Source organism: Methanobrevibacter sp. V74 (genome assembly GCF_963082495.1).
In the GTDB taxonomy this organism is placed as follows: Archaea; Methanobacteriota; Methanobacteria; order Methanobacteriales; family Methanobacteriaceae; genus Methanocatella.
Window position 1 is genome coordinate 80001 of the sequence record NZ_CAUJAN010000004.1, and the last position, 23677, is coordinate 103677.

A 23677-nucleotide genomic window follows, 5' to 3' on the forward strand; every position below is an offset into this window, starting at 1 on the left:
AAAGTTCTAAAAAAGTAAAGTCTACACACCACATCTCCCACAAATCACTAAGTGGGATTCAGTTTGTTCCCTGAATCGATTTCGCTCGCCGTTACTAACGATATCGCAATTGCTTTCTTTTCCTCCACCTACTAAGATGTTTCAATTCAGTGGGTTCCCAATCCTACAAGGATCAATATGCAACAAACATATTAGGAAGTCCCATTAGGCAATCTTGGGTTCAAAGGATGTATGCTCCTCGCCCAAGCTTATCGCAGCTTACCACGACCTTCATAGGCAACTCAAGCCAAGCCATCCCCCAGATAGCACAAGTAGCAAAATTTTAAACAACAAAAAAAATTATTACAATTTAGCAAACTATACTATGAAAAAAATAATCTAATACACAAGAAAAAAGTCTATAATATATTTTTTTTAACCATCAAGAAGAATAAAAAACCATAAACTATAAAAAAAATAATTTAGGATAGTCTCATTCTAACAAATAATGCTTAAAAAAGAAACTTTTCTTAAAAAGATTTTCTTCTTTAAAAAAATAACACATAATCTAACACAATATATTTGGTTAGTTAGTGCCAGTTAGGGTTACTACTTATGCACGGAAAATTATAATAAAAATTTTCCCTTCACATCTGTTTTAATATAAAACGATGCTGCACTAATAATTATATAATAATATACTAATTAAATTCTTAATTAGAATATACTCAGTCTTGTAGATGATTAAGTGTTTGATTACAGTTGCAATCATACCAACAGGACATGCATAACACTCATGAAAAATTACTATATACATTGCAAAATGTTAAATTAATAAAATAAATAATAATATCAAATAATATGTAAGGAGGTGATCCAGCCGCAGGTTCCCCTACGGCTACCTTGTTACGACTTCACCCTCCTCAAAAAACCTAGATTCGAATATAACAAAAATTACATCCTCATCCAAGCCCTTTTTGGGTGGTGTGACGGGCGGTGTGTGCAAGGAGCAGGGACGTATTCACCGCGCAATAGTGATACGCGATTACTACGCATTCCAGCTTCATGAGAACGAGTTACAGTCCTCAATCCGAACTACGACTAAGTTTAGAGGATTACCTCCACCTTTCGGTGTCGGAACCCATTGTCTTAGCCATTGTAGCCCGCGTGTTGCCCAGAGGATTCGGGGCATACGGACCTACCGTCGTCCACTCCTTCCTCCTATTTATCATAGGCGGTCCCCTTAGTGTGCCCATCATCCAAAAAAAAAGGATAAGCTGGTAACTAAGGACGTGGGTCTCGCTCGTTGCCTGACTTAACAGGACGCCTCACGGTACGAGCTGACGGCGGCCATGCACCTCCTCTCAGCTAGTCAAGCAAAGTCATCAACCTGACTATCATACAGCTGTCGCCTCTGGTGAGATGTCCGGCGTTGAATCCAATTAAACCGCAGGCTCCACGCGTTGTGGTGCTCCCCCGCCAATTCCTTTAAGTTTCAGTCTTGCGACCGTACTTCCCAGGCGGCGGACTTAACAGCTTCCCTTCGGCACTGGGACAGCTCAAAGCCACCCCAACACCAAGTCCGCATCGTTTACAGTTAGGACTACCCGGGTATCTAATCCGGTTCGCGCCCCTAACTTTCGTCCCTCACCGTCAGAACCGTTCCAGTTAGACGCCTTCGCAACAGGCGGTCCTCCCAGGATTACAGAATTTCACCTCTACCCTGGGAGTACCTCTAACCTCTCCCGGTCTCAAGTCTAATAGTATCTCCAGCAATTCCCATAGTTAAGCTACAGGATTTCACCAGAGACTTATTAAACCGGCTACGGACGCTTTAGGCCCAATAAAAATTGCTACCACTAGAGCTGCCGGTGTTACCGCGGCGGCTGGCACCGGTCTTGCCCAGCTCTTATTCCAAAAGCTCTTTACACTAATGAAAAGCCATCCCGTTAAGAATGGCACTTGGGATCCCCCCGTCGCGATTTCTCACATTGCGGAGGTTTCGCGCCTGCTGCACCCCGTAGGGCCTGGAACCTTGTCTCAGGTTCCATCTCCGGGCTCTTGCTCTCACAACCCGTACCGATCAACGGCTTGGTAAGCCATTACCTAAGCCCCAACTACCTAATCGGCCGCAGACCCATCCTTAGGCGAAAAAACATTTAAACAAAAAACCATTACAGGAATAATTGCCTATCCAGTATTATCCTCAGTTTCCCAAGGTTATCCCAATCCTAAGGGTAGGTTATCCACGTGTTACTGAGCCGTACGCCACGAGTCTGAACTCGTTCGACTTGCATGGCTTAATCGAATCCCAATAGCAGTAGCATCTGCCAGGATCAAACAGAATTGAATCACATAACAGATCATAATACTAATAAAAAAATTATGAAGTACGCTAAATATTAAAATATAGTAAGACGAGTGTTTATACATATATAAATTTGATATAAAAGTTTCTATAATCAAATTTCACCACATCTACAAAACTTACATCATACCCGAAAAAGCTCAGGTACTCACAAAGCACATTCATGATATTAATAATTTAATCAATACAATAAATATGATAATTTAGCTACATGCGGAAAAGCAGTCATCATAGTCAACATTGTCAATACAATTTAACTTAAACCAACGCCATAAAAACACATAGCTCATCTAATAGACACAATAATTTTACTAACAAAATTAATTAAAAAATATTGCAATTTAAATTTTTCATAAAAATAAATAAAATAAAACAGCAATAAAACAAAATAGATAGGTTAAAAATACTTATTTTAGAAAATTACAAATAAATACCCACTAATAAAAATGAATTTTATGAAGTTTCATTAGTAAAAAACAAAACAACATACATATTACAAAAAAGAATTTAAGTAATACCCATTAATCTATTATAATAAATCAATAGAAAAAAATATAAATTATATTTAAAATTTTCTATCTAATTCAAATAATAATTACTTTATATATTGCTAACCAAAACTATTATCGGTGATAAAATATGAAGTTCGGTATAGAATTCGTACCAAATCAACCTTTAGATGAAATTGTAAAATTAGTAAAACTAGCAGAAGATGTCGGTTTTGAATACGCTTGGATTACAGACCACTACAACAATAAAAATGTATACGAAACTTTAGCATTGCTTGCAGCAAATACTGAAACTATTAAAATGGGACCTGGAGTAACCAACCCATATGTAAGAAGCCCTGCAATTTCTGCTTCCGCAATCGCAACTATTGATGAAATATCCAATGGAAGAGCAACCTTTGGTATTGGTCCTGGAGACAAAGCAACCTTCGATGCTTTAGGAATTGAATGGACTAAACCTGTATCCACTATTAAAACAGCTATTGCTGACATTAATACTTTATTAGCTGGAGAAAAAACCGAAGCTGGAGCATCCTTAGGTGGAGTAAAAGCTGTCCAAGAACACATCCCAGTTTATATGGGAGCACAAGGACCTAAAATGTTAGAAACTGCTGGAGAAATCGCTGATGGTGTATTGATTAATGCATCCAACCCTAAAGATTACGAATCAGCAATGCCTATGATCAAAAAAGGTATCGAAGCAGCAGGAGACAAAGAATTCGATGTAGGTGCATACACTGCAACCTCCATTGGTGCTGACTCCGAAGCAGCTAAAAATGCTGCTAAAATTGTTGTTGCATTCATTGCAGCTGGATCCCCTCCTATGGTTATCGAAAGACATGGATTGCCTGAAGGATTCAACGAAAAAATGGGTGGTTTCTTAGCTAAAGGTGACTTCGGTGGAGCTATTGGTGCTGTAACCGATGAAGCACTCGACGCATTTTCCGTATGCGGAACCCCTGATGAGTTCATCCCTAAAATTGAAGGCTTAGCTGAAATGGGTGTAACTCAATATGTAGCAGGTTCTCCTGTTGGTAAAAACGTGGAAGAATCCATTAAATTATTAGGAGAAGTTATTGCAAGTTTCTAAACTTGCTTCTCTTTTCTTATTTTATTTTTTTTAGACCATTACACACAAATTAATAACAACGTGTTTTTAACATAATTTTTAATTATAACATCAGCCCAATAATATTATAATGGAAATTGAAAACTTAGCAAAAGAAATAAGACAAATGGCTTTTGAGCGAAAAGAACCGAAACCCCCGGAACAAGTTGGGGCAAGTTGGTATAATGATGATTTGACATATAATGGTGTTGCAAAAACATTATTTATAATTCTTCCAACACCGGGTTGCGCTTGGGCTCTTGGAGATAGTGGGGGATGCACAATGTGTAGTTATGTATCTGATTGTACACTTGAACCAATTGATACGGAAACTATTTTAAAAATATTCCACGAACACCTATCAAGACACCCAATAGCTGAAGAAGATAGGATTTCAGTGAAATTATTTGCTTCTGGAAGTTTCCTAAATCCTTATGAACTTCCAAAAAATGCTCGTGATGAAATCCTCAAAACATTAATGGAATTAGGCAACGTAGCTGAAATTATTGTTGAGTCAAGACCAGAATATGTTAAAGAAGAATACTTAGATGAAATATTTGAAATAATTGGAGATACATTATTTGAAGTAAGTATTGGTCTTGAAACCTCCAATGATTATACTAGGTTGAATAAAATCAATAAAGGTTTTACTCGTGATGATTTTGAAAATGCAGTTAAATTAATTCAAAAATTATCCGAAACTAAAGGATACAACATCAAATCAAAGGCATATATATTTGTAAAACCTATTTTAGTATCCGAATCACAATCAATATCTGAAGCTATTGAAACTGCACATTACTGTGAATCCATTGGAGTTAACCGGCTTTCATTTTGTCCTGCAACAATTCATAGTGGAACTGTTATTGAAAGATTCTGGAGAAAAGGAGCCTACCAGCCCCCATGGATTTGGTCTTGCATTGAAATAATTAACACTGTACGAGATGAAATAGACATACCTGCTCTTTTAGATACATCTGGTTTTGGTTCAAGGCGTGGCCCGTATAACTGTAAAAAATGTAATAAAGATTTAAAACATATGATAATAGCTAACAATTTAACACAGACAAAAATTGAATATGATTGTGATTGTAAAAGTGAATGGTTAGCTGAAGTTGAAAATTCGGATATGAACTCATCAACTGTAGAGATAAAACATATCCCATTATATTAATATATTTTAAATGATTAATTATTATTAGGAGGCAAACATGAAAACTAAATTTATTAGTTTACTAGCTATAATTCTTGGATTATTAATTATCATATTCCCTGTGATGGGAGTTATTGGAGTTAGTGCATTAATTGGTTTATCAATACTACTAATATCCATTTACTTACTCGTTGTTGGAATAGCCATAATTGATTATAATAAAAGTGGAGCAATACTTGATTTGATTTTAGGCATTATATTGCTTTTACTAAGTATTTGTTTAATATTCAATCCAGCGATGCTTGGATTTTTAGCAGAAATTACATTATATCTTGCAGGCATAATGTTAATTGTTGTAGGGCTCGTTTCCTTAATTAATAACCGTCAATCTAGATATGGTTTTTATATTGGAATAGTTGGAATTGTTCTTGGTTTATTATACATTATTATTGGAAGTTATCTAACCAACCCTGTTGTTCTCGGTGCATTAATAGGAATATGGTTGTTAATTAGCGGTATTTTAAAATTATTGGATAATTAATTTTATCCATATTTCTTTTTTTGGTGTTATTATTGATAGCAATCAGTGCAGATTTTGACCCTGTTCATAAAGGTCATGAAAAATTAATTAAAGAAGCTCGTAAAATAGCTAACAGAGAAAATAAAAAACTAGTTGTTTATTTGAATAAAGGTTTTAGTGCGAATCATGGACCTTTTTTTGTTGATTTCAATGCCCGTCGTGAAATGGCATTAGCTTTAGGTGCAGATGAAGTTAAATCATTTGAAGGACTTCATCACAGATTAGTCCTGTCTTATAGTGTCCCCATTAGACTTAAGCAAATGATTGATGACGGAGTAAGTGATTATATAACCTCAGCCAGCATCAGTCTTGATGAGATAAAATCGAAAGCTCAAAAGTTTATTGATGAAGGCAATTTCATTGGAATGCCAAAAAGTTATACTAATCGGAATGAAATTCGTTGGTATGCGATTAATGAATTTTTAGGATCTAAGCTTAATTATCATGTTGTAAAAGAATTCAATAAAGATAAATTTTCAGGCAGGTTGATTAGGCAGTCCATTATTGATAATGATATGGTAATTACTGATGAAGTTAAAAAATTACTTCCAAAAACTACTGTTGAGATTTTACAGCGCGAAATTGATGAATGCAGAACCCCCGGTAAGCGTGATTGGCAGACAATTTATAAAAGAATGAATACCTATTCAAGGGCAAACCTTGAAAGGATAGCCTACCTTAATGGAAACACCATAAATGAAATTATTAAAAGAAGAGTTTATAGAGACCCTGAATCAATATGGGCAGTATTTAGGAGATCCAATTATGGACCGGTAATGACTAGGCTTGCAATTAGTTCTATTGAAATGGATGTCCATAAGAAAGAGGTTATGGAATTGATGAAAAGCTACGAAGAGAGCGGCGTGATTCCGGATAATCAAAAAGTTCAAAGAGCCATCGATAGAGCTTGGTATGTAGCCTGTGAAGGTGAAAAGGGAATTAGTGCACGTGAAGCCAACAATAAGTTTAGAAGGGAAAATATCACTGTTGATGCACCCCCTTTAAATATCGAAGCAGGTCTGAACCTAACCAAATTTGAAACAAAAATCACTGAAGAAGGACTGAATACTGATTTATATGTTAATAAAAATGGCAGGATTGCTGTTCAGTTTAAAAGTGAAGGTAAAAAGATTAAAACTAATTTAAGATTGCCTGCACGGGATGTGACTTATCTTAGATATATTATGGATTCCCATTTTATTCCAGTCAGTGGAAGTATAAAGGAAACTGAAAAAGGATTTAAGGTTAAAGTAGTTATTGGTTAAGTTTTTCTAGTGCTGCCCTAACCATGACCAAATCCTCTTTTGTAAAATAATTAATAATCTCTTCTAGTTCTTCTGATTTTCTTTTTGAATTGTTTAAAGTATTATTTATTCTTGAAAGAGACTTTTCTTTAAAATCATCCCCTTCAGTCAAAGCCAATATATCGAAAAATTCTTCTTCCAAATTATTGTTTCTTGCAATTTCTGCAGATTCCATCAGTAGCGCTGACAGGGTTTTTGTATAAACGCTTCTAAGTAATTTTAATTTACTTGCATCCCCTGCTTCATCGCTGACCTTTCTTGTTTTAATAAATTCTCCTAAAAAAAGCAATTCATCAGACATGTTGCCTGAAACATATAGCATTGGGTTAAAGTCAACTTTTCCAATAATGGCTCCATCAACTAAGGTGCCAACATGCTTATTAATTTCAAAGATAGTGTCTGGAGAGATATTGTTTAAATCAAGATAAATTCCATCTGTGTATTTGCCAAAATCTTTTGCAACTCCAAGAGCGCCTTTTGGAGAATTTGCTGAAATTAAAATATCGGATCGAATAGCTACATCCTTAAAGCTATCTAAAACTTTAACATTTGACTTTTTAATATTTTCAATTGTTTTATATGATCTGTTTTCAGCTGACGTTATGAATTCAATATCCTCGGAGTTTATCAGTTTAACTAGATTCTGTGAAACCTTTCCAAATCCTATAAATCCGATTATCATGTTTTCACCAATTATTTTCTAAATAAAAGCATGTCATGTAAGTTAACACCTAACTCTTTTGAAATAGTATTGCATTTTGCACATAACAAGAAATAAATATCTTTAGAGGACAAATCAATTTCCGATAATCCTTCATAATTTCCCATTCCTTTTGAGATTATGAACTTATGACCGTTAAATATCTCTCTAAATTCATCTGAAATTTCACTGTCCACATAACCTACTGTTCCGCATCCCATATCAACAATTTCACCATATTCGTCCAATCCGACTTCAAGAGCATCTTTTCTACATGCATCATTTAAAATAGGTTCTGATTTAACAGCTATTGTAATATCCATATCATATTCTTTGATTTTTGATAAAAGCAGTTTGTCGAATACAATCTCGCCAGTATTATCTACTAAGTACAATAATCTATCATTAGTTTTAAGTGAGGTTTCAAGCCCTTCAATATCTTTTATAGCCAAATCCTTTTTAAGTGACTGTTTGATTACACTTTCCACATCATCATCTAATGTAAATGCTCCAAAATCCAATATGTTGCCAATGATAGCTATCTTAACATGATTTTCTAAGCTATTATCTTTTTTTAGAATTTCTCTAACTTCAGGCAAGAATCTTAAGGCTATTTCGTTGCCTTTGATTTTTTCTCGATAATATGGATCCATGCATCCTGTTTTTTGCTTAATCAAATTGTGCATAGCGGAACCTGTACCGTTTGAGTTGGTGTTTAATTTGAAATTATCGCTTAAAAATTTAAAAACATCTTCCATTATTTCCATTTTAAGTGCATCATCATCAGTGGATAAATCCATAGCTTCTCTGGCCTGTCTTAAAAAACATGGCCCGCATTCATAACTAATTTTCAAAATTAACCTCCATATATTATTTGAATTAATTGAATTTCATCGTTTTCTCCAATTACTGTGTCTTCTATAACAAGCTCTCCATTTTGTTTTGACACTATTGTCTGAGCGGACAATTCCAATTCATTAAGTAAATCTTTAATAGTGTAACTTTCATTGGGGATTTCCCTTTTTTCATCTAAATCTTTATATTTTAATGTGAATGGCATTGTTTTACACTCCTAATTCTTCTAAAAATGAACATGCCTTGCATAGCTCATTTGCAGATGGCTCTCCACATCTTTTGCATCTTCCGTGAGAGTATTCCTTTTGCATTTCTTTTTTCAATATCCCCTTAATTTTATCATAACCTCTGAGGGTGGAATATTTTATTGTTGGATGTTTTTCAGACAGCTGATTTATTACCTCTGAAACCTCTCCCCTAAATGATTGCATTGCATATGGGCAACTGTCAAAGTGAACTTCCAGACCTTTTGCAACTACATATAAACCTATTTCGCGTTCGGGAATTTCTCTTAGGGGTTTGATTTTAACTGTGAATTCTTTTGCCTTAGATTCTGTTTTCGCACCTAATTTTGTTAAATTATCAGTGTTTCCTTCTAAGTAATTCATCATAATAGCTTGAACTTCATCATCCAGATTGTGTCCTGTCGCTATTTTTGTAGCGCCCATTTCACGTGCAGCTTTATTGATTATTGTTCTTCTAAATACTCCACAATAAGTGCAGGATCCTCTATGATTTTCCCTCTCCATTATTTCATCTAAAGTAATTCCATAATCCTGCTTTAGAGAAACTACTTTATGTTCAATTCCCAAACGTTCAGCATGCCTGATGGCTATATCGACACCTTCTTGGCGATAATTCGCTATTCCTTCATCAACCGTGACGGCACATAATTCAATGATATTCATTTTTCTAAAGGAATTTAGAATTTCTAAAGTTGTAACACTGTCTTTACCTCCGGAAAGTGCCACCAACAATTTATCCCCTTTATCTAATAATTTTTCTTTTCGAACGGTTTTTATAACTTTTTTTTCAACTGATTCAATGAAACAATCCTTACACAATACCTGACCTGATTGTTCTTTTTTAATAATGACTTTAGGATTTCCACATTTACTACATTGCATATTACTACCTACATTTGCTCTACAAATTGTGCGAGTTGATTTAAAGTATTTACTTCAAATACCTGTGCTCCAGCATCCTCATAGAGTGAAACACAACTATCAACAATATCCCATTTATTTCTCTCCTCAGGATTTAAAATAATTACTTTCTTGGCATCCCTAACCATTTCACCAACTATCTCAACACTTGCTGGAATTCCATTAACTTTCGGTCCGGCCCAGTCCCTGCAATCTGACAATATGATTACATAAGATTTATTGTTAATATTTGCCATCTTCTGAAATTTTGTAAAAGCGGAATACATATCAGATGTTCCATGCACCATCATGTTTTTAACACGCATGTCCTTTACTTTTATAAAAGAATCTATAAGATACTCCTCTTTTAGAGCTTTTGTTGTTTCAATTACTTTATTGTCAAATTCAAAAGTTCGAGATCTTTTAAATGCAGTTTGTGCTGAAAACATCAACATGAAAAACCAACTACTAATCCACTCGCAAGATCCACTGATATCATTTAAGAAGAGGTGTTCGTTTTTATGAGGTCTTGGTTTAGATTTGATAAGTTCAATTGGAACTCCGCCGTATTTTAAATTAGCCCTCATAGTTCTTCTCATATCAATTTTATGAGAATTCGATTCGATTTTTCTTCTGGAACGTTTATTGGCAATTCTTTTACCTAATCTTTGACAAATTTCCAGCATTCTAGGGTCGAATCTATTTAATTTAGTCAAATCCTTATTCATCAATTCCCCATCACGTTCAAGCTTTTTAGCTTCTTCAAGTAATGGTTGGCCAGAAAGCATTTTTAATTTTTCATTGTTAATTTTTTCCTTTTGGATTTTTTTGCCAATTGTATTTTGTTTTTGAATAATGTACTTGTTGGATTTAGGCCCGGCTCCTTTGTATGCTTTGCTTTTATTGAGATCATCAGCTATTTCTTTTTCAGGGTCGGGAGCTGAAAATACCTCATCAAAAATCTTTAAAAATTTAGGAATATCATATCTATCTTTAACATAAATGGACAGCAGAGCAGTTTTTAAAAGATTCCTATCCAAATCACCTAAATCCTGATAAACCTCCATAGCCGATTGAGTGCTCCTGATACTTACAGGCAATCCCTCTTTTCTCAAATCAGCTGAGAGATTTGCAATTTTACTAATCATCTTATCGTTTATTGAAAATATCTTTTATAACCCTTTTTTTATCACTTTCAGTTTTAATAGCAACTCCGACACTATCCTCTAGAGATCGGTTAATATTATTAGTTCCTAAATTGCTAACTGATTTAACCCAGTCAACGGTACCTCTTACAGATGGTTTCTTCATTAAATTAAGATTGCGTATTCTATGAACCAGATTAACAACATAAGATACGGTTTCATCTTCAACATTTGGCAATTTTGATTTAACAATTTCGATTTCCCTCTCAACAGTAGGGTAGGGGATGTATAAAAACAAGCATCTATCCTTTGTTTCATCAAGAAGTGATCTTTGTGAGTTTGATGTTAAAATAACAATTAAATCATTTTTTAGATGGAATGTTCCCAAATCATTGATAGTGATTTCCTGCTCACCTAATGCCTGAAGTAAAAAACTTTCTACCTCTTCATCTGCCTTATCGATTTCATCGATTAGCAATACAGAATCGTTTTCATTCAAAAATGCATTAAGCAATGATCTTCTTATAAAGAAATCGTCATCAAAAATCTCTTCAACATTACTTGTATCATTTTTAGCAGCTTCCAAGTGCAACAATTGTTTTTGATAATTCCACTCACCAACGATTTGCTCGAAAGTGATTCCTTCATAACATTGAATCCTGAAGAAATCCCTGTTAAATGATTTTGCAATTACCTTTGCAAGTTCTGTTTTACCAACACCTGGCGGGCCTTCAATAAGCATTGGTTTTCCAAGTAAAAATGATAAATAAAGAGTTGTTGAAATTTCATTGTTTGAAACATAATTCTCTTTTAAAAGCAATTTATCAATATCTTTAATATTAATATCTTCAACTTTCAATTTCGTACCTTCCTAAAATTTTGTTAATAGACTAAATTATAAAAATAAATTTATTTATAGTTTATGTAATTAATAGTATATTATTGTTAAATGGAGGTAGAAAAAATGAAATCTGATAATGTGATAATTATTGCATTGATAGTAATTATTGTAATGGTTGCCTGTGTATATTTCTTTATAAGCGGAAATGGAATTTCCCTTAATTCTGATAATCAGACAGCAGAACCAAACAATAATATTACTAATTCAAATATAAATGCCAGTGAAGCATCAAATACACAATCTTCAGCAGATTCTTCAAGCAGTGATAGTAGTTCAAATTCAGCATCATCCACATCAAGTGCTAGTTCAGATGCCCGTTCATCTGAAAGTGGCTCAGGTGCTAATGGCGGTTCTTCTGGAAGTAGCTCAGATCCTAGTTCAACACCCCAAGCTGGACAGTCTGAAGACACTTACGACCCAACAGACTTTGATTAAATCTATTTTTTAAATTCGTCAGGATTTTTGAATAATTCAAAATCCTGAACATATTCTTTTCCAGTGATCATTGCTATTTCTGCCTTTTTAAGTTCTGAACCTAAATAGGCAGCATGTTCCATCCTGCTTAAAAGATTTTTTGTTATAATTTCTTCATAAATCTCTCTTGCCGAATGGCCAGCAATCACCAAATCTGCTTTGTTTTTCTTAAAATGAGTTGCAGTAATCTTACTTGATTCAACTGTAGTTCCATAATCAACACTAATTTTGAAACTGCCTAATTTATCCCTTACAAATTTCATTGGTTTTTCTTGGTGGGTTTCTTCAATACCGTCCAGCTCATTTAATATAATGTCATTTCTTTTATGTTTATCTTTAAAAGCAACCAGATTTATTCCTAAGTCTTTTGGAATAGATTTTCGGTGTTTTGCAAGAAACATCATTTTAGAAGCGGTAGCTAGTTCATATACACTGCCCCTAGTTTTTCCACTTTCTTCAGGAGTAAATAGAATACTTACTCCCAATTCCATACCTATTCCTGCAAGTAATACATTGACACCCCCCGAATCCGCATCCATCAATTCAGTTACATTTCCAACGCCGAAAAACATCGGTGCGGGGTTGACTTTGTGGAATTCATGACATGCGATTATTGACTCTACAATACTTGCACTGTTAACCGGATCCAGAATTAAATCAGCAACATAACGCAACCCCTCAGTGTCTTTTATTAACTGGTGCATTGCTTCAACGCGTTCTGCTGGAGATTTCGGTGATTTGCCTTGTGAGAAGTTGGTGGGAAGCAATACTGCAGGAATATCTTTTTCCTTTAGAACCTTTTGAATTTCTGAGTTATTTCCCAAATCAAGACTTAAAACAAAATCAATTCCATTTTCTGCAGCCACTTTTATTTCATCTGGATTTAATGTGTCGATACTTAATGGCCTATCTCCTACAATCGACCTTAAAGTTTGAATTAACTCTGGAATTTTATCTGAAAAATCTTCCCCAGCAGCCATTCCAATATCAATCATGTCTGCACCAGAATCAACGAAATATTGGCATTTATTGATTAATGCTTCTTTTGATAAAAATGGTGCATTAGCAATTTCGGATAAAACTCTCATTGGGAAATCTTCACCTACTGGAAGATTACCAATTAAAATATTATTCGGTTTTTTAAGAAGTTCCTTAATATTCTCTTCATCATTTTCAAACTCATCGATGAATTTGAATGCTTCTTTACGTTTTTCCTCTTCAATTAACTTATCTGCAGGTTTATCTTCAGACAAATCAATATTTCCAATTAAATTTAAAACCATTGCAAGATCTGCCCCATCAGTAGATCCTTTAAAAGTTGGAATTCCAAGTTCCTTTGTGATTTCTTTTGTTCCTTTTTTTATTAAACCCGGAACTAAAATCATGTCAATTTCATCTAATTGATTACTAAAACAATTTTTTACTTCTTTAATAATTTGCCTTGGAGTTAAAAATGCAGCTACTTGAGTATTATCCGCAATATGTACAATTATGTCCTTTTTTGAACCTGCAACAACTTCCTTTATTAAAGGATATGCCAATTCCCCAGTAATTATTAAAACTTTTTTTTAAAAAAATCCTACCCTGCCGGCCGAAGGTTAAGGGGAAGTTCTGGGGGGTGCCGGTTTCTTTAAAAAAAAAAAAAGGTGAAGAGATGGCGTGGGGTTGAGGATAAGGTAAGATCACCATTTATAAAAAAAATATACCCTAATTGTCTATCAAATAATAAAATATATTGAAAATAATATTAAAAAAATTAAGAAAAATCAAAAGAGTTAATCAAAATTAACCAAAAATAAGATTTCAACATAAAATTTATATATTTTGTAATTTATAATGATTATACATGATAAATATATGGAGGAGAATTAATGATTGAAATTCGTTTTCATGGCAGAGGTGGACAAGGTTCCGTAACTGCTGCTGAAATTTTGGCAAAAGCAGCTTTTAAAGATGGAAAATATGTCCAAGCTTTCCCATTCTTTGGAGTTGAACGTAGAGGAGCTCCAGTAATGGCTTTTACAAGAATTGATGATGAACCAATTGAATTAAGATACCAAATATACAATCCGGATTATGTATTAGTTCTTGACGATGGATTATTAAATGTAGTAGATGTGTTTTCAGGAATTAAAGATAATACTGAGGTAATTATTAACACACAAAACTTTGAAGGTAGCGGAGAACATGTAGTGCATGATATTGATGCTACCGGAATTGCACTTGACTTATTAGGACGTAACATTGTAAACACAATTATTTTAGGTTATTTTGCTAAAAAAACCCATATAGTAAGTATTGAATCACTTGTTGAAGTGATTAAAGAAACCTTCCCTGGAAAAATTGGAGAGTTAAATGCGGAAGCTACCCAAAAAGCTTACGAAATGGGATAAATGGTGAGAATATGGTAAATATAGGATGTGCAATAACTACTCCCGGAAGTAGTAAAAATAATAAAACCGGAAGCTGGAGAACTTTCAAACCAATTTTAGATAAAGAAAAATGTATTGACTGTGACAACTGCATTTTATTTTGTCCAGACTCCTGTGTAAATAAACAGCACGATATTGATTACGATTACTGTAAAGGATGCGGAATTTGTGCACACGAATGCCCTTCCGATGCAATCGAAATGATAAAAGAATAAAGAGAGTGATTTTATGATAAGAGAAGTAATGACCGCAAATAAAGCAGTTGCAGAAGCTGCAAGATTAGCAAAACCCAAAGTTATTCCCGTTTATCCAATTACTCCACAAACTACAATTTCTGAATACTTAGCACAATATGTTGCTGACGAAAAAATCAATGCTAAATACATCAAAGTAGAATCAGAACACAGTGCAATAAGTGCTGCTGTCGGAGCAAGTAGTACTGGAGTAAGAGTATTTACAGCAACATCTTCACAAGGATTAATGTTAATGCACGAAATTTTATTTGCAGCGGCAGGTATGAGAACACCTTTCGTTTTAGCTGATGCAAACAGAGCAATTTCTGCACCATTAAACATTTGGAATGACCAACAAGATTCAATTGCACAAAGAGATTCAGGATGGTTGCAAATTTATGTTGAAAATGCACAAGAAGCATTGGACACTACTTTAATGGCATATAAAGTTTCAGAAAACCCTAAAGTATTATTACCTTCAATGGTATGTTTAGATGGTTTCATTTTAACTCACACTGTTGAACCAGTAGACATTCCAGATCAAGAACCTGTCGATGAATTTTTACCTCCATATGAACCTAAACATGCTTTCCTCGATCCTAAAACCCCAATGTCTATTGGTAACTTAGCTGATCCCAACTATTATCTTGAAGCAAGACATGATATGCAAGTAGCTATGGAAAATTCCCTTGAGGTAATCCAACAAACCTGTGATGAATTTGCTGAAATCTTCGGAAGAAAATATGGCCTTATTGAAACATATAAAACTGAAGATGCTGAAATCATATTTGTTGCTATGGGATCACTTTGTAGTACCCTTAGAGTTATTATTAATCAATTAAGAGAAAAAGGCGAAAAAGTAGGTTTGCTTAAAGTCAGAGCTTACAGACCTTTCCCATTTGAAGCTATTGAAGAAGCTGTTAAAAATTGTGACAAATTAGCGGTTATCGATAAAAATTTCACATTCGGAATCGGTGGGGCATTATATACTGATATTAAATCAAAAATCAAAAAAGATACCTATGGATTTATCGCCGGCTTAGGTGGAAGGGACATTACCCCTGAATCAATTTTGGAAATTTATGAAGAAACTAAAAATGTACCTGAAAAAGAAGTTACATGGATTGGACTTAAGGAGGAATAAAAATGGTAGACATTCCTGATAAAAATTTATTAGCATCCGGACACAGAGGTTGTGCTGGTTGTGGAGCATCTATAGCAGTTAAATTAGCTTTAAATGCACTAGGTGAAAATACTGTAGCTATTTCCGCTACTGGTTGTCTTGAAGTAATGACTACACCATACCCTGAAACCGCATGGGAAGTTCCATTCATTCATGTGGCGTTTGAAAACTCAGGTGCAGTTGCATCCGGTGTAGAAAGTGCACTTAGAATTCAGGGAAAAGAAGATGTTAATGTAATCGCTTTTGGTGGTGACGGAGGAACTGTAGATATTGGTTTACAATCATTATCTGGAGCTATGGAAAGAGGTCATAACATGACCTACATTTGTTATGATAACGAAGCATACATGAACACAGGTATTCAAAGAAGTGGAGCAACCCCATTTGGTGCAACCACAACTACTTCACCAAGAGGAAGTGCCAGTTTTGGAGAAGACAAACCTAAGAAAAACATGCCAATGATTATGGCGGCACATGGAATACCTTATGTTGCTACCGCATCAATCGCATATCCTGAAGATTATGTTAAAAAGGTTAAAAAAGCTGCTGAGATAAAAGGACCAGCATACATTCACTTACAACAACCATGTACTACTGGTTGGGGATATCCTCCTGAAAAAACAATTGAAATGGGAAGATTAGCTGTAGAAACTGGATCTTGGATTTTATATGAAATCAAAAATGGTGAATTCAATATTACTTACAGGCCTGAAGAGAGAAAAGCTGTAAAAGAATACTTAGGACCGCAAAAAAGATTCAGACACTTAGATGACGAACTTATCGAAAAAGTCCAGAAATATGTTGATGCAGAGTGTGAAGAATTAGGACTATAAGGTGATACGATGGAAAAAATTTCTGTAAATACTAATCTATGTGATGGATGTATGAACTGTGTAAACATGTGCGCATCTGTTCACAGAGTTAGTAGAATAAATATTGTAGAATATCATTCTTCATTTTACTCCATTGTATGTCAACACTGCGAAAATGCACCATGTATCAAAATCTGCCCAACAGAAGCAGTTACCGATGAAGGAGTAGATAGTGAAAAATGTATTGGCTGCGGATTATGTGTAATGGCCTGTCCATTTGGTGCAATGACATTTGAAGCAAATATTGCTGAGAAATGTGACCTCTGTGCTGAGAGAGAAGAAGGACCTGCATGTATCAGAGCTTGTACTAAAAGAGCTATTAGTGTTGTTGATCCTGCTAAAGTCAAATCTAAAAATCAGGAAAAATTCTTGGCTAAAATGGCGGGATTATATGAACCTGACTCTAAGAAAAGCAGCTTTGTCAATGTAATTACAAGTCAAGCAAGGGCAAGGCTTGTTTTAGAAGAATAGAAAATTATGTTTAATTCAGGACATTGTACAGACTGTACAACCTGCGGGAGTTGTCAACAAGCACCCCATGTTGACACTCCAACCTTATTTTGTATGCATTGCCCACCATCAGAAGCACCATGCCTTAAAGCTTGCAAGCAAAATGCTATTGAAGTACTGGGTGGAGCTATTACAATTAATGGTGAAAAATGTAATCTCTGCAGAGATTGTGTTGAAGTATGCCCCATTAATGTAATTAAAATTTAAATATTTCAAAAATCAAAGATAACATTAATTAATTTTATAAAGGTTTTAATTTTGATTACAAAAGATGTTATTAAAGATACGGTTTATGAACTTTACAAACAAGCTGTGATTGTTCTTGGTGATGATGTGAAAAAATCACTTGAAGATGCACTGAAAATAGAAGAACATGATCTTGCAAGGTTAAATATTGAAGCTATTTTAAAAAATATTGAACTTGCAGAAGAGAAAGGCATTCCCATGTGTCAGGACACAGGTTTGCCTGTAGTTTTCGTTAAATTAGGTAATGTTGAAGTTGAGAATTTACGTGAAGGAATTGAAGAAGGAATTAAAAAGGCAACTACAGACATACCAATCAGACCAAACATAGTGGATCCAATTACACGTGAAAATACTAATGTTAATGTTGGAGATTGCATTCCTCCAATCGATATTGAATTAATTGATGAAGATTACCTAGAAATAACCATATTGCCAAAAGGATTTGGTTCAGAAAACAATAATGCTTTAAAAATGGCATTGCCTGCTGAAGGAATTGAAGGGGTGAAAGAATTTGTTGTTGAATCAGTCCTTAAAGCAAAAGGAAAACCATGCCCTCCAACTGTTATCGGTGTTGGAATTGGAGGAACATCTGATTTATGTTTAAAACTTGGTAAAAAAGCATTGCTTGGAAAAATTGGTGAAAGAAACCCAGATCCACAACTTGCCCAATTAGAAAAAGAAATATTAGAAGAGATTAATGCATCAGGAATTGGCCCAATGGGATTAGGCGGTAAAACCACCACGTTAGATGTAAAAATCTTAAAAGCACATACTCATACTGCAGGTCTTCCTGTTGGCGTTTGTATCCAATGTTGGGCAGATAGGCATGCAACAACCAGACTTTATGATAAATAAATAAGGACTATTCAATTTAATAGTCCTCACAACACTTTAAAAAAAAATAAATTTTGAGAACTCATCTAAAAGGTCTCGGAGTAGTTGGTCTTGGGATATTGTCATGGAATTCAACTGCAACATCCATCATTTCAACAGAAATATCCCCAATTCTTTTAAATGCTTTAATGAGCCTAAATAAATAAATGAAATAATTTGAACGCTCTTTTTCATCAAATGAACTTTCAGCCATTTGAGTAGCAATTAAATTAATAGCTTTAGATTGAATAATTTGAATAGTTTCTTCCAATTCCATTATTTCATCCTTAAGTTCAGTATTTCCTTCAATAAAACTAGTCATTGCTAAACGGATCATTGATTGGGCTGTTTTATACATTTTTTTCAATTTCTTTAAAACATTTTCCTCCACTTCATAAATATCATTAATAACAAATTTTGCAATATGGCCACAATAATCCCCAATACGCTCTAAATCATAAGCTATCTCATTGTAAAGCATGGATTTTGAAATTTCAGAATGTTGGTTAATACTGACAACAGTCTCAACTGAAGTTCTGACCTTTTCAACCATATTGTTTGTAGCAAAATCCATTTCTAAAGCTTTATTGGCTTTGTCCTCATCATATTCTAAAACTGCATCAAAGGACATTTCCAATTGTGAGTGAACATGATGAGTCATATTGGCTAACATATCATTTATTAAAACATTCCCATTGCTAGTTCTATAGGAATATCTACTGATAGATTCAGCGAGATGTTCATAACTTTTTAAATCAATCATATATGCTCTTTTGACAGTACCGTCTTTAACTAATGGTTGTAATAACTGAGTAACATATCTACGTGATATTCCTAATTTTTCAGCGATTTCATCTTGTGTTGAGGGATTTTCATATAATATGACATCTAGAATTCTCTTTAATGTTTTATTTCGTTTAGTCATTGTACCAGCTATTTCTTATAATCGTCTAATAAATCATTAGATTCGAAATGGATTTTCTCAGAGGATTTGTTTATTCCTCTAGGATATTTTTCGCCATCAGTATGTTCTTTAAATTTAACAGAACTTTCATGTCTTGGTTTATTAACAGGTTTTTTAACTCTTGTGCGAACATTATTTCTTGAATTACTCTCTTCATTATTTACATGAATAGATCTTCTTGATTTGGCATAATCAAAATCAACATGTTTATTGGAGTGGTGAACATTTTTAATATAATCTTGTGAGAATTTTTCTTCATTTGTTTTATGCCTAAATACTTTAAACTCTTTTTCAGATTCCCTAGCAGACAACAGTATATTATATATCACAAATAAAATCAATATTAATGCAATAACAGCAATTGGGAAATCAAAGTAGAGAAATACAATATCGTAAAGATTTGTAAATGAAGTGCCTAAGTCTGCAAAACCTCTAGCTAAAAATATTAAACCAACAAATGCTATAATGGCTCCATGAGATTTTTTAATAATATCTGGTTTTAATATTAATGGATATACACTTATAACTAACATTGCAATACCTAAAATCCTATATAAATTATTATCTGCAAAATTTTGAAGTGCTAAAAATGCTTTAAGGAATGTATAAGGTAAAATTCCCCATTCAGATAACATGGCGAAAATTAATAGTAATTGAATTAATCCAATAACCACAAGAGGAAATACATATGCAATTTCCCATTCGAAATTAGTGCTGAATGAAGCAGATGAAACAGGATCCTCAAAAGCTTCTACAAACATGTTATAAAGTACTGATGAAATAACAGACCCGATAACAGTACCTGCAACTCCCATAACAGAAGTTAAAATAGCAACAAATAGGGAAATAAAGCCTACAAGCATAATCTTTTTATAATTCATAAATTTTCACCTTTAAAATTTATTTGAAAAATTAAAATTAATAACATGAATATTTATTATTTTTAAGTAATTAAACTTTAAGGTAATTTTATAAAATATGTTATTCATTAATTCTTAGAATTGAAATACCTATAAATAAGCTTGGATTATTCTTAAATTTGTTAAAATAAATGACAATATAAAAAAAATAAGGAAAAATATAAGAGAATCCATTAAAGAAAATTAATGGAATCATACCAAAGTTATGGCATTTGGTACTTTTCTCAAAACATTTTCTTTAACAGGAATCATTGTTGATGAGGCGATGGAAATATCGGCTTTGCCTGCAGCAGTTTTATCATCCATTTCACCAATGATGGTTGCATCCAAACAATCTTGCAAGTTTGCTACAGTATTGTCCAATACCCATTTATCAACATCTGAAATAATGATTTCATCAACTTGTTTATCAATTTTTTCTGCAATAACCCAAGAGATGAATCTTCCGCCATGCAAAGCAATGGTTTTACCATCAGCAAGTTTTACCAAATCATCTAAAGAGTGTTTTAGATTAATATTTTCATACATTCTTGAGTTTACAAGTGTTGCCCAGTGAGCATCCCCAATTGCATAATCTCCGATTTTGTGGGGATAAATGTTTTCAGGTCCGGCAAGTTTCACTGCAGTGGCGATTGCAAGCAAATCGTGTTTTTGAGCAGGCAATCCTCTATTCGGAAATTCCTCATTAATAATTTGAATTATTCTTGGAAGACCGAACTTGCCTCTTCTTGCGGTTCCAGGTTCATATCCACACATATATCCATGGTGGTTTTTAGGAAAACCGGTAATTACCATGTTCAATCCAGATCTAAGTCCTGCTCTTACTTCATGTTCATATGCCCCATTAGTAGCTACAACTTTTCCCGGAGCCAATATTCTTGCAGCTGCAATAGTTTTTGCAAATCCTTCAGTTGCATTTTCACATCTGTTAAATGGTCCGCCCTCCACTACAACAACGTCCGCACCGATTTCAATTGATTTTTCAAAACCAATAATTACTTCATCATATCCATCACCAACGAACATGATAGACTCTACACCTTTACCATATTTTTTACCTAGCTTTGCTATATCTTCTGCTTCCCTTAAAGGTGCAGCATGACCGCTTCCACTTTGTTCAGAGGTTACATTAACCGCAACAGATGATGCTAATTTAATCCAACCTTCCTTATCATCTTTTTGCTCTAACTCCTTGTCAATTAAACGTTCATGGATTCTTTCGCGAGGACATTCAGTGAATGCAGGTCCCTCATTGTAACATTCACCACCACATCCTGAGATATTTCTTGGAAGTCTCATTGCACCATTTTCACCAAAATGATCAAGGTCTAAAGGTACATCCACTATTTCATGAACCTTTTCCATTACTTCAAGACCAGTCATTCCAAATTTTTCACCAATATCTGCAAATGCATATGCACAAATGTGAATCGGTGCTCCAATGAAATCAGATAACCTACAATTTCCAAGTAAATCCATTAATTCTAAATCAGATGCACATGTCCCAGCTACCACTTCAGTTAAGTCACATCCTAACGGAAATCTTTTAAATTGCATTCCCAATTTCATTGTTTCTTCTAAGGACAATTCTGAAATAGCATCTACAACAGACCCTACATCTTTATCCATTTTTGATATGGCAATTGCTGCCTCATCATCATGAACCGCTTTTTTTATTAAATCATGCATGAAAAACTACCTCAATTAATATAATCAATATAAATAGTTCGTATAATCTTAAATAAATAATTTTCGTTTTTAGGCATGACTAAAATGGATTTGTAAATAAAATATAAAGCAAATAAAAATTATTACTATATTATTCAATCAATATAAATAGTATTACATAGTATTACGAATATTGGTTAAAAATATAAATTTTTAATACGAATAATAGCGGTAAAAAATGATATGTAAAAATTTATATATTGTAAGAATATAAAATACTATCATTACTACATGCTATTATAATTAGCATATACATTATTTAAAAAACGGTAAGAATTGTTCTTATTACTCCATTAATTTTAAAATTATGACACATTTTAAATAATCGGTGTGTAGTAAAAACTTTTTATAAATTCTATAAAATTTGTGGAAAGTATTTAAATATATATGTTTTAAGGAGAAAAAAAAATGAAAGTAGCAATTTTAGGTGCAGGATGTTACAGAACACATGCTGCCGCAGGCATTACCAACTTTGCAAGAGCTTGTGAAGTTGCAGAAGCAACAGGGAACGAAAAAATATCAATGACCCACTCCACTATTGAAATGGGTGCTGAATTATTGGAATTAGCTGGAGTGGATGAAGTAGTTGTTTCTGATCCAACTTTTGATGGCGAATTTACTATCTGTGATGATTTTGACTATGCAGAAGTAATGGCAGCTCACAAAGCAGGAACCCCTGAAGATATAATGCCAGCGATAAGAGCAAGAGTAGCTGAATTAGCTGAAACTGTCCCTAAACCATCAAAAGGAGCTATTCACTTTACCCACCCTGAAGATTTAGGAATGAAAGTGACAACAGATGATTGTGAAGCAGTAGCTGACGCTGACTGGGTAATGACTTGGTTGCCTGAAGGTGGAATGCAACCTGCAATTATTGAAAAATTCGCTGACAACATTAAAGAAGGCGCAATCGTAACTCACGCATGTACTATCCCAACTACAGGATTAAACAAAATCTTCGAAGATTTAGGAACAAATGTAAACGTAGCTTCCTACCACCCAGGCGCAGTACCTGAAATGAAAGGACAAGTTTACATTGCTGAAGGATATGCTGACCAAGCTTCCATTGACACTTTATTAGACTTAGGTCAAAAAGCAAGAGGATCTGCATTTACCTTACCTGCAAACATGATTGGTCCTGTATGTGACATGTGTTCCGCAGTAACTGCTATTACCTACGCAGGTATTTTAGCTTACAGAGATACTGTTACCCAAATCTTAGGTGCACCTGCCGGATTCGCACAGATGATGGCAAATGAAGCTTTAACCCAAGTAACTGCATTAATGCAAGAAGAAGGCATCGACAAAATGGATGCTGCATTAGATCCTAAAGCTATGTTAGGAACTGCTGACTCAATGAACTTCGGATCATTAGCAGAAATCGTACCTACCGTACTCGATTACTTAGGTAAAGAAGAATAAACACAATAAGTTAAATTGTTGATTTTTATCAACAATTTATTTAACTTATTTTTTAATCGTTGAGACAATTAGC

Annotated in this window: 23 protein-coding genes and 2 rRNA genes (1 of these 25 running past the window's edge); 13 read left to right on the forward strand and 12 right to left on the reverse strand. The window is 34.0% G+C overall.

Annotated elements, in window-relative coordinates; genetic code table 11:
• A 23S ribosomal RNA gene (locus Q9969_RS07430) occupies nucleotides 1-324 on the reverse strand; it reaches 2702 nt to the left of the window's first position.
• A 521-nt stretch (nucleotides 325-845) separates the two neighbouring features.
• Nucleotides 846-2326 (reverse strand): 16S ribosomal RNA (locus Q9969_RS07435).
• The 16S and 23S rRNA genes sit together here, the layout of an rRNA operon.
• Nucleotides 2327-2986: 660 nt before the next feature.
• Here Q9969_RS07435 and mer point away from each other — a divergent pair.
• From mer to Q9969_RS07455, 4 genes are all read left to right on the forward strand, one after another.
• Nucleotides 2987-3946, forward strand: coding sequence for a 5,10-methylenetetrahydromethanopterin reductase (gene mer, locus Q9969_RS07440; RefSeq protein ID WP_305515685.1), 960 nt, complete (start codon nucleotides 2987-2989; stop codon nucleotides 3944-3946).
• A gap of 109 nt (nucleotides 3947-4055) precedes the next feature.
• Nucleotides 4056-5138 carry an archaeosine biosynthesis radical SAM protein RaSEA gene (locus tag Q9969_RS07445; RefSeq protein ID WP_305555930.1) on the forward strand — a complete coding sequence of 361 codons (1083 nt, stop codon included), beginning with the start codon at nucleotides 4056-4058 and terminating at the stop codon, nucleotides 5136-5138.
• A gap of 37 nt (nucleotides 5139-5175) precedes the next feature.
• Nucleotides 5176-5658 carry a DUF308 domain-containing protein gene (locus tag Q9969_RS07450; protein WP_305555933.1) on the forward strand — a complete coding sequence of 161 codons (483 nt, stop codon included), beginning with the start codon at nucleotides 5176-5178 and terminating at the stop codon, nucleotides 5656-5658.
• 23 nt (nucleotides 5659-5681) lie between these two features.
• Entirely contained in the window at nucleotides 5682-6962 is a 1281-nt protein-coding gene (locus tag Q9969_RS07455; protein WP_305556795.1) for a cytidyltransferase, read from the forward strand.
• On the opposite strand, the gene Q9969_RS07460 is transcribed toward Q9969_RS07455, so the two are convergent.
• From Q9969_RS07460 to Q9969_RS07485, 6 genes are read right to left on the reverse strand one after another with little or no spacing between them, the layout of a single operon-like run.
• On the reverse strand, nucleotides 6952-7683 hold the full coding sequence (locus Q9969_RS07460) for an NAD(P)-binding domain-containing protein (protein WP_305555936.1): 732 nt from the start codon (nucleotides 7681-7683) through the stop codon (nucleotides 6952-6954). The two genes, Q9969_RS07455 and Q9969_RS07460, sit on opposite strands and share 11 nt — an antisense overlap.
• Nucleotides 7684-7694: 11 nt before the next feature.
• Nucleotides 7695-8555: an ARMT1-like domain-containing protein gene (locus Q9969_RS07465; protein WP_305555939.1), complete on the reverse strand. Its 861-nt coding sequence runs from the start codon at nucleotides 8553-8555 to the stop codon at nucleotides 7695-7697.
• Between the two features lie 2 nt (nucleotides 8556-8557).
• Nucleotides 8558-8761, reverse strand: a complete 204-nt coding sequence (locus Q9969_RS07470) for a MoaD/ThiS family protein (protein ID WP_305515678.1) — start codon at nucleotides 8759-8761, stop codon at nucleotides 8558-8560.
• A 4-nt stretch (nucleotides 8762-8765) separates the two neighbouring features.
• Nucleotides 8766-9683 carry a TIGR00269 family protein gene (locus Q9969_RS07475; RefSeq protein WP_305555942.1) on the reverse strand — a complete coding sequence of 306 codons (918 nt, stop codon included), beginning with the start codon at nucleotides 9681-9683 and terminating at the stop codon, nucleotides 8766-8768.
• 8 nt (nucleotides 9684-9691) lie between these two features.
• Nucleotides 9692-10849: a VWA domain-containing protein gene (locus tag Q9969_RS07480; protein WP_305515674.1), complete on the reverse strand. Its 1158-nt coding sequence runs from the start codon at nucleotides 10847-10849 to the stop codon at nucleotides 9692-9694.
• Nucleotide 10850: 1 nt separating this feature from the next.
• A complete protein-coding gene (locus tag Q9969_RS07485; RefSeq protein WP_305515672.1) occupies nucleotides 10851-11705 on the reverse strand; it encodes a MoxR family ATPase in 855 nt (284 codons plus the stop codon).
• Nucleotides 11706-11810: 105 nt separating this feature from the next.
• Here Q9969_RS07485 and Q9969_RS07490 point away from each other — a divergent pair, with 105 nt between their 5' ends.
• Nucleotides 11811-12182 carry a hypothetical protein gene (locus tag Q9969_RS07490; RefSeq protein WP_305515670.1) on the forward strand — a complete coding sequence of 124 codons (372 nt, stop codon included), beginning with the start codon at nucleotides 11811-11813 and terminating at the stop codon, nucleotides 12180-12182.
• Between the two features lie 2 nt (nucleotides 12183-12184).
• On the opposite strand, the gene Q9969_RS07495 is transcribed toward Q9969_RS07490, so the two are convergent.
• On the reverse strand, nucleotides 12185-13777 hold the full coding sequence (locus Q9969_RS07495) for a dihydropteroate synthase-like protein (RefSeq protein ID WP_305556799.1): 1593 nt from the start codon (nucleotides 13775-13777) through the stop codon (nucleotides 12185-12187).
• A gap of 315 nt (nucleotides 13778-14092) precedes the next feature.
• On the opposite strand from Q9969_RS07495, the gene Q9969_RS07500 reads away from it, so the two are divergent.
• Genes Q9969_RS07500 through Q9969_RS07530 form a run of 7 tightly spaced genes read left to right on the forward strand, consistent with a single transcriptional unit; the run spans nucleotide 14093 to nucleotide 18552 of the window.
• Entirely contained in the window at nucleotides 14093-14614 is a 522-nt protein-coding gene (locus Q9969_RS07500; protein ID WP_305555946.1) for a pyruvate ferredoxin oxidoreductase subunit gamma, read from the forward strand.
• A gap of 11 nt (nucleotides 14615-14625) precedes the next feature.
• Nucleotides 14626-14868 carry a pyruvate synthase subunit PorD gene (gene porD, locus Q9969_RS07505; RefSeq protein WP_305515665.1) on the forward strand — a complete coding sequence of 81 codons (243 nt, stop codon included), beginning with the start codon at nucleotides 14626-14628 and terminating at the stop codon, nucleotides 14866-14868.
• A gap of 13 nt (nucleotides 14869-14881) precedes the next feature.
• Entirely contained in the window at nucleotides 14882-16030 is a 1149-nt protein-coding gene (porA, locus tag Q9969_RS07510) for a pyruvate synthase subunit PorA (protein ID WP_305515663.1), read from the forward strand.
• A 2-nt stretch (nucleotides 16031-16032) separates the two neighbouring features.
• Complete coding sequence (porB, locus tag Q9969_RS07515) at nucleotides 16033-16902, forward strand: pyruvate synthase subunit PorB (RefSeq protein WP_305555949.1); 870 nt, start codon at nucleotides 16033-16035, stop codon at nucleotides 16900-16902.
• Nucleotides 16903-16911: 9 nt separating this feature from the next.
• A complete protein-coding gene (locus Q9969_RS07520; RefSeq protein ID WP_305555952.1) occupies nucleotides 16912-17412 on the forward strand; it encodes a 4Fe-4S dicluster domain-containing protein in 501 nt (166 codons plus the stop codon).
• 6 nt (nucleotides 17413-17418) lie between these two features.
• Nucleotides 17419-17658, forward strand: coding sequence for a 4Fe-4S binding protein (locus Q9969_RS07525; protein ID WP_305555955.1), 240 nt, complete (start codon nucleotides 17419-17421; stop codon nucleotides 17656-17658).
• 51 nt (nucleotides 17659-17709) lie between these two features.
• On the forward strand, nucleotides 17710-18552 hold the full coding sequence (locus Q9969_RS07530) for a fumarate hydratase (RefSeq protein ID WP_305555958.1): 843 nt from the start codon (nucleotides 17710-17712) through the stop codon (nucleotides 18550-18552).
• A 61-nt stretch (nucleotides 18553-18613) separates the two neighbouring features.
• Here Q9969_RS07530 and Q9969_RS07535 read toward each other — a convergent pair whose 3' ends face one another.
• The 3 genes from Q9969_RS07535 to hmdC form a co-directional block, all read right to left on the reverse strand.
• The gene (locus Q9969_RS07535) at nucleotides 18614-19495 is read right to left on the reverse strand and encodes a PhoU domain-containing protein (RefSeq protein ID WP_305555961.1); all 882 of its coding nucleotides are present in this window, start codon (nucleotides 19493-19495) and stop codon (nucleotides 18614-18616) included.
• A gap of 8 nt (nucleotides 19496-19503) precedes the next feature.
• Nucleotides 19504-20415: a hypothetical protein gene (locus Q9969_RS07540; RefSeq protein ID WP_305555964.1), complete on the reverse strand. Its 912-nt coding sequence runs from the start codon at nucleotides 20413-20415 to the stop codon at nucleotides 19504-19506.
• Between the two features lie 231 nt (nucleotides 20416-20646).
• The gene (gene hmdC / locus Q9969_RS07545) at nucleotides 20647-22143 is read right to left on the reverse strand and encodes a 5,10-methenyltetrahydromethanopterin hydrogenase cofactor biosynthesis protein HmdC (protein WP_305555967.1); all 1497 of its coding nucleotides are present in this window, start codon (nucleotides 22141-22143) and stop codon (nucleotides 20647-20649) included.
• Nucleotides 22144-22590: 447 nt separating this feature from the next.
• Here hmdC and hmd point away from each other — a divergent pair, with 447 nt between their 5' ends.
• Nucleotides 22591-23604: a 5,10-methenyltetrahydromethanopterin hydrogenase gene (gene hmd / locus Q9969_RS07550; protein ID WP_305555971.1), complete on the forward strand. Its 1014-nt coding sequence runs from the start codon at nucleotides 22591-22593 to the stop codon at nucleotides 23602-23604.
• The last annotated feature ends 73 nt before the right edge of the window (nucleotides 23605-23677 follow it).

What these genes read in the sequence shown, in the direction of transcription:
- mer (WP_305515685.1), top strand. Translation starts at nt 2,987, where the DNA reads ATGAAGTTCGGTATAGAATTCGTACCAAATCAACCTTTAGATGAAATT.
- Q9969_RS07445 (WP_305555930.1), top strand. Translation starts at nt 4,056, where the DNA reads ATGGAAATTGAAAACTTAGCAAAAGAAATAAGACAAATGGCTTTTGAG.
- Q9969_RS07450 (WP_305555933.1), top strand. Translation starts at nt 5,176, where the DNA reads ATGAAAACTAAATTTATTAGTTTACTAGCTATAATTCTTGGATTATTA.
- Q9969_RS07460 (WP_305555936.1), bottom strand. Translation starts at nt 7,683, where the DNA reads ATGATAATCGGATTTATAGGATTTGGAAAGGTTTCACAGAATCTAGTT.
- Q9969_RS07470 (WP_305515678.1), bottom strand. Translation starts at nt 8,761, where the DNA reads ATGCCATTCACATTAAAATATAAAGATTTAGATGAAAAAAGGGAAATC.
- Q9969_RS07475 (WP_305555942.1), bottom strand. Translation starts at nt 9,683, where the DNA reads ATGCAATGTAGTAAATGTGGAAATCCTAAAGTCATTATTAAAAAAGAA.
- Q9969_RS07480 (WP_305515674.1), bottom strand. Translation starts at nt 10,849, where the DNA reads ATGATTAGTAAAATTGCAAATCTCTCAGCTGATTTGAGAAAAGAGGGA.
- Q9969_RS07490 (WP_305515670.1), top strand. Translation starts at nt 11,811, where the DNA reads ATGAAATCTGATAATGTGATAATTATTGCATTGATAGTAATTATTGTA.
- Q9969_RS07500 (WP_305555946.1), top strand. Translation starts at nt 14,093, where the DNA reads ATGATTGAAATTCGTTTTCATGGCAGAGGTGGACAAGGTTCCGTAACT.
- porD (WP_305515665.1), top strand. Translation starts at nt 14,626, where the DNA reads ATGGTAAATATAGGATGTGCAATAACTACTCCCGGAAGTAGTAAAAAT.
- porA (WP_305515663.1), top strand. Translation starts at nt 14,882, where the DNA reads ATGATAAGAGAAGTAATGACCGCAAATAAAGCAGTTGCAGAAGCTGCA.
- porB (WP_305555949.1), top strand. Translation starts at nt 16,033, where the DNA reads ATGGTAGACATTCCTGATAAAAATTTATTAGCATCCGGACACAGAGGT.
- Q9969_RS07520 (WP_305555952.1), top strand. Translation starts at nt 16,912, where the DNA reads ATGGAAAAAATTTCTGTAAATACTAATCTATGTGATGGATGTATGAAC.
- Q9969_RS07525 (WP_305555955.1), top strand. Translation starts at nt 17,419, where the DNA reads ATGTTTAATTCAGGACATTGTACAGACTGTACAACCTGCGGGAGTTGT.
- Q9969_RS07535 (WP_305555961.1), bottom strand. Translation starts at nt 19,495, where the DNA reads ATGACTAAACGAAATAAAACATTAAAGAGAATTCTAGATGTCATATTA.
- Q9969_RS07540 (WP_305555964.1), bottom strand. Translation starts at nt 20,415, where the DNA reads ATGAATTATAAAAAGATTATGCTTGTAGGCTTTATTTCCCTATTTGTT.
- hmdC (WP_305555967.1), bottom strand. Translation starts at nt 22,143, where the DNA reads ATGCATGATTTAATAAAAAAAGCGGTTCATGATGATGAGGCAGCAATT.
- hmd (WP_305555971.1), top strand. Translation starts at nt 22,591, where the DNA reads ATGAAAGTAGCAATTTTAGGTGCAGGATGTTACAGAACACATGCTGCC.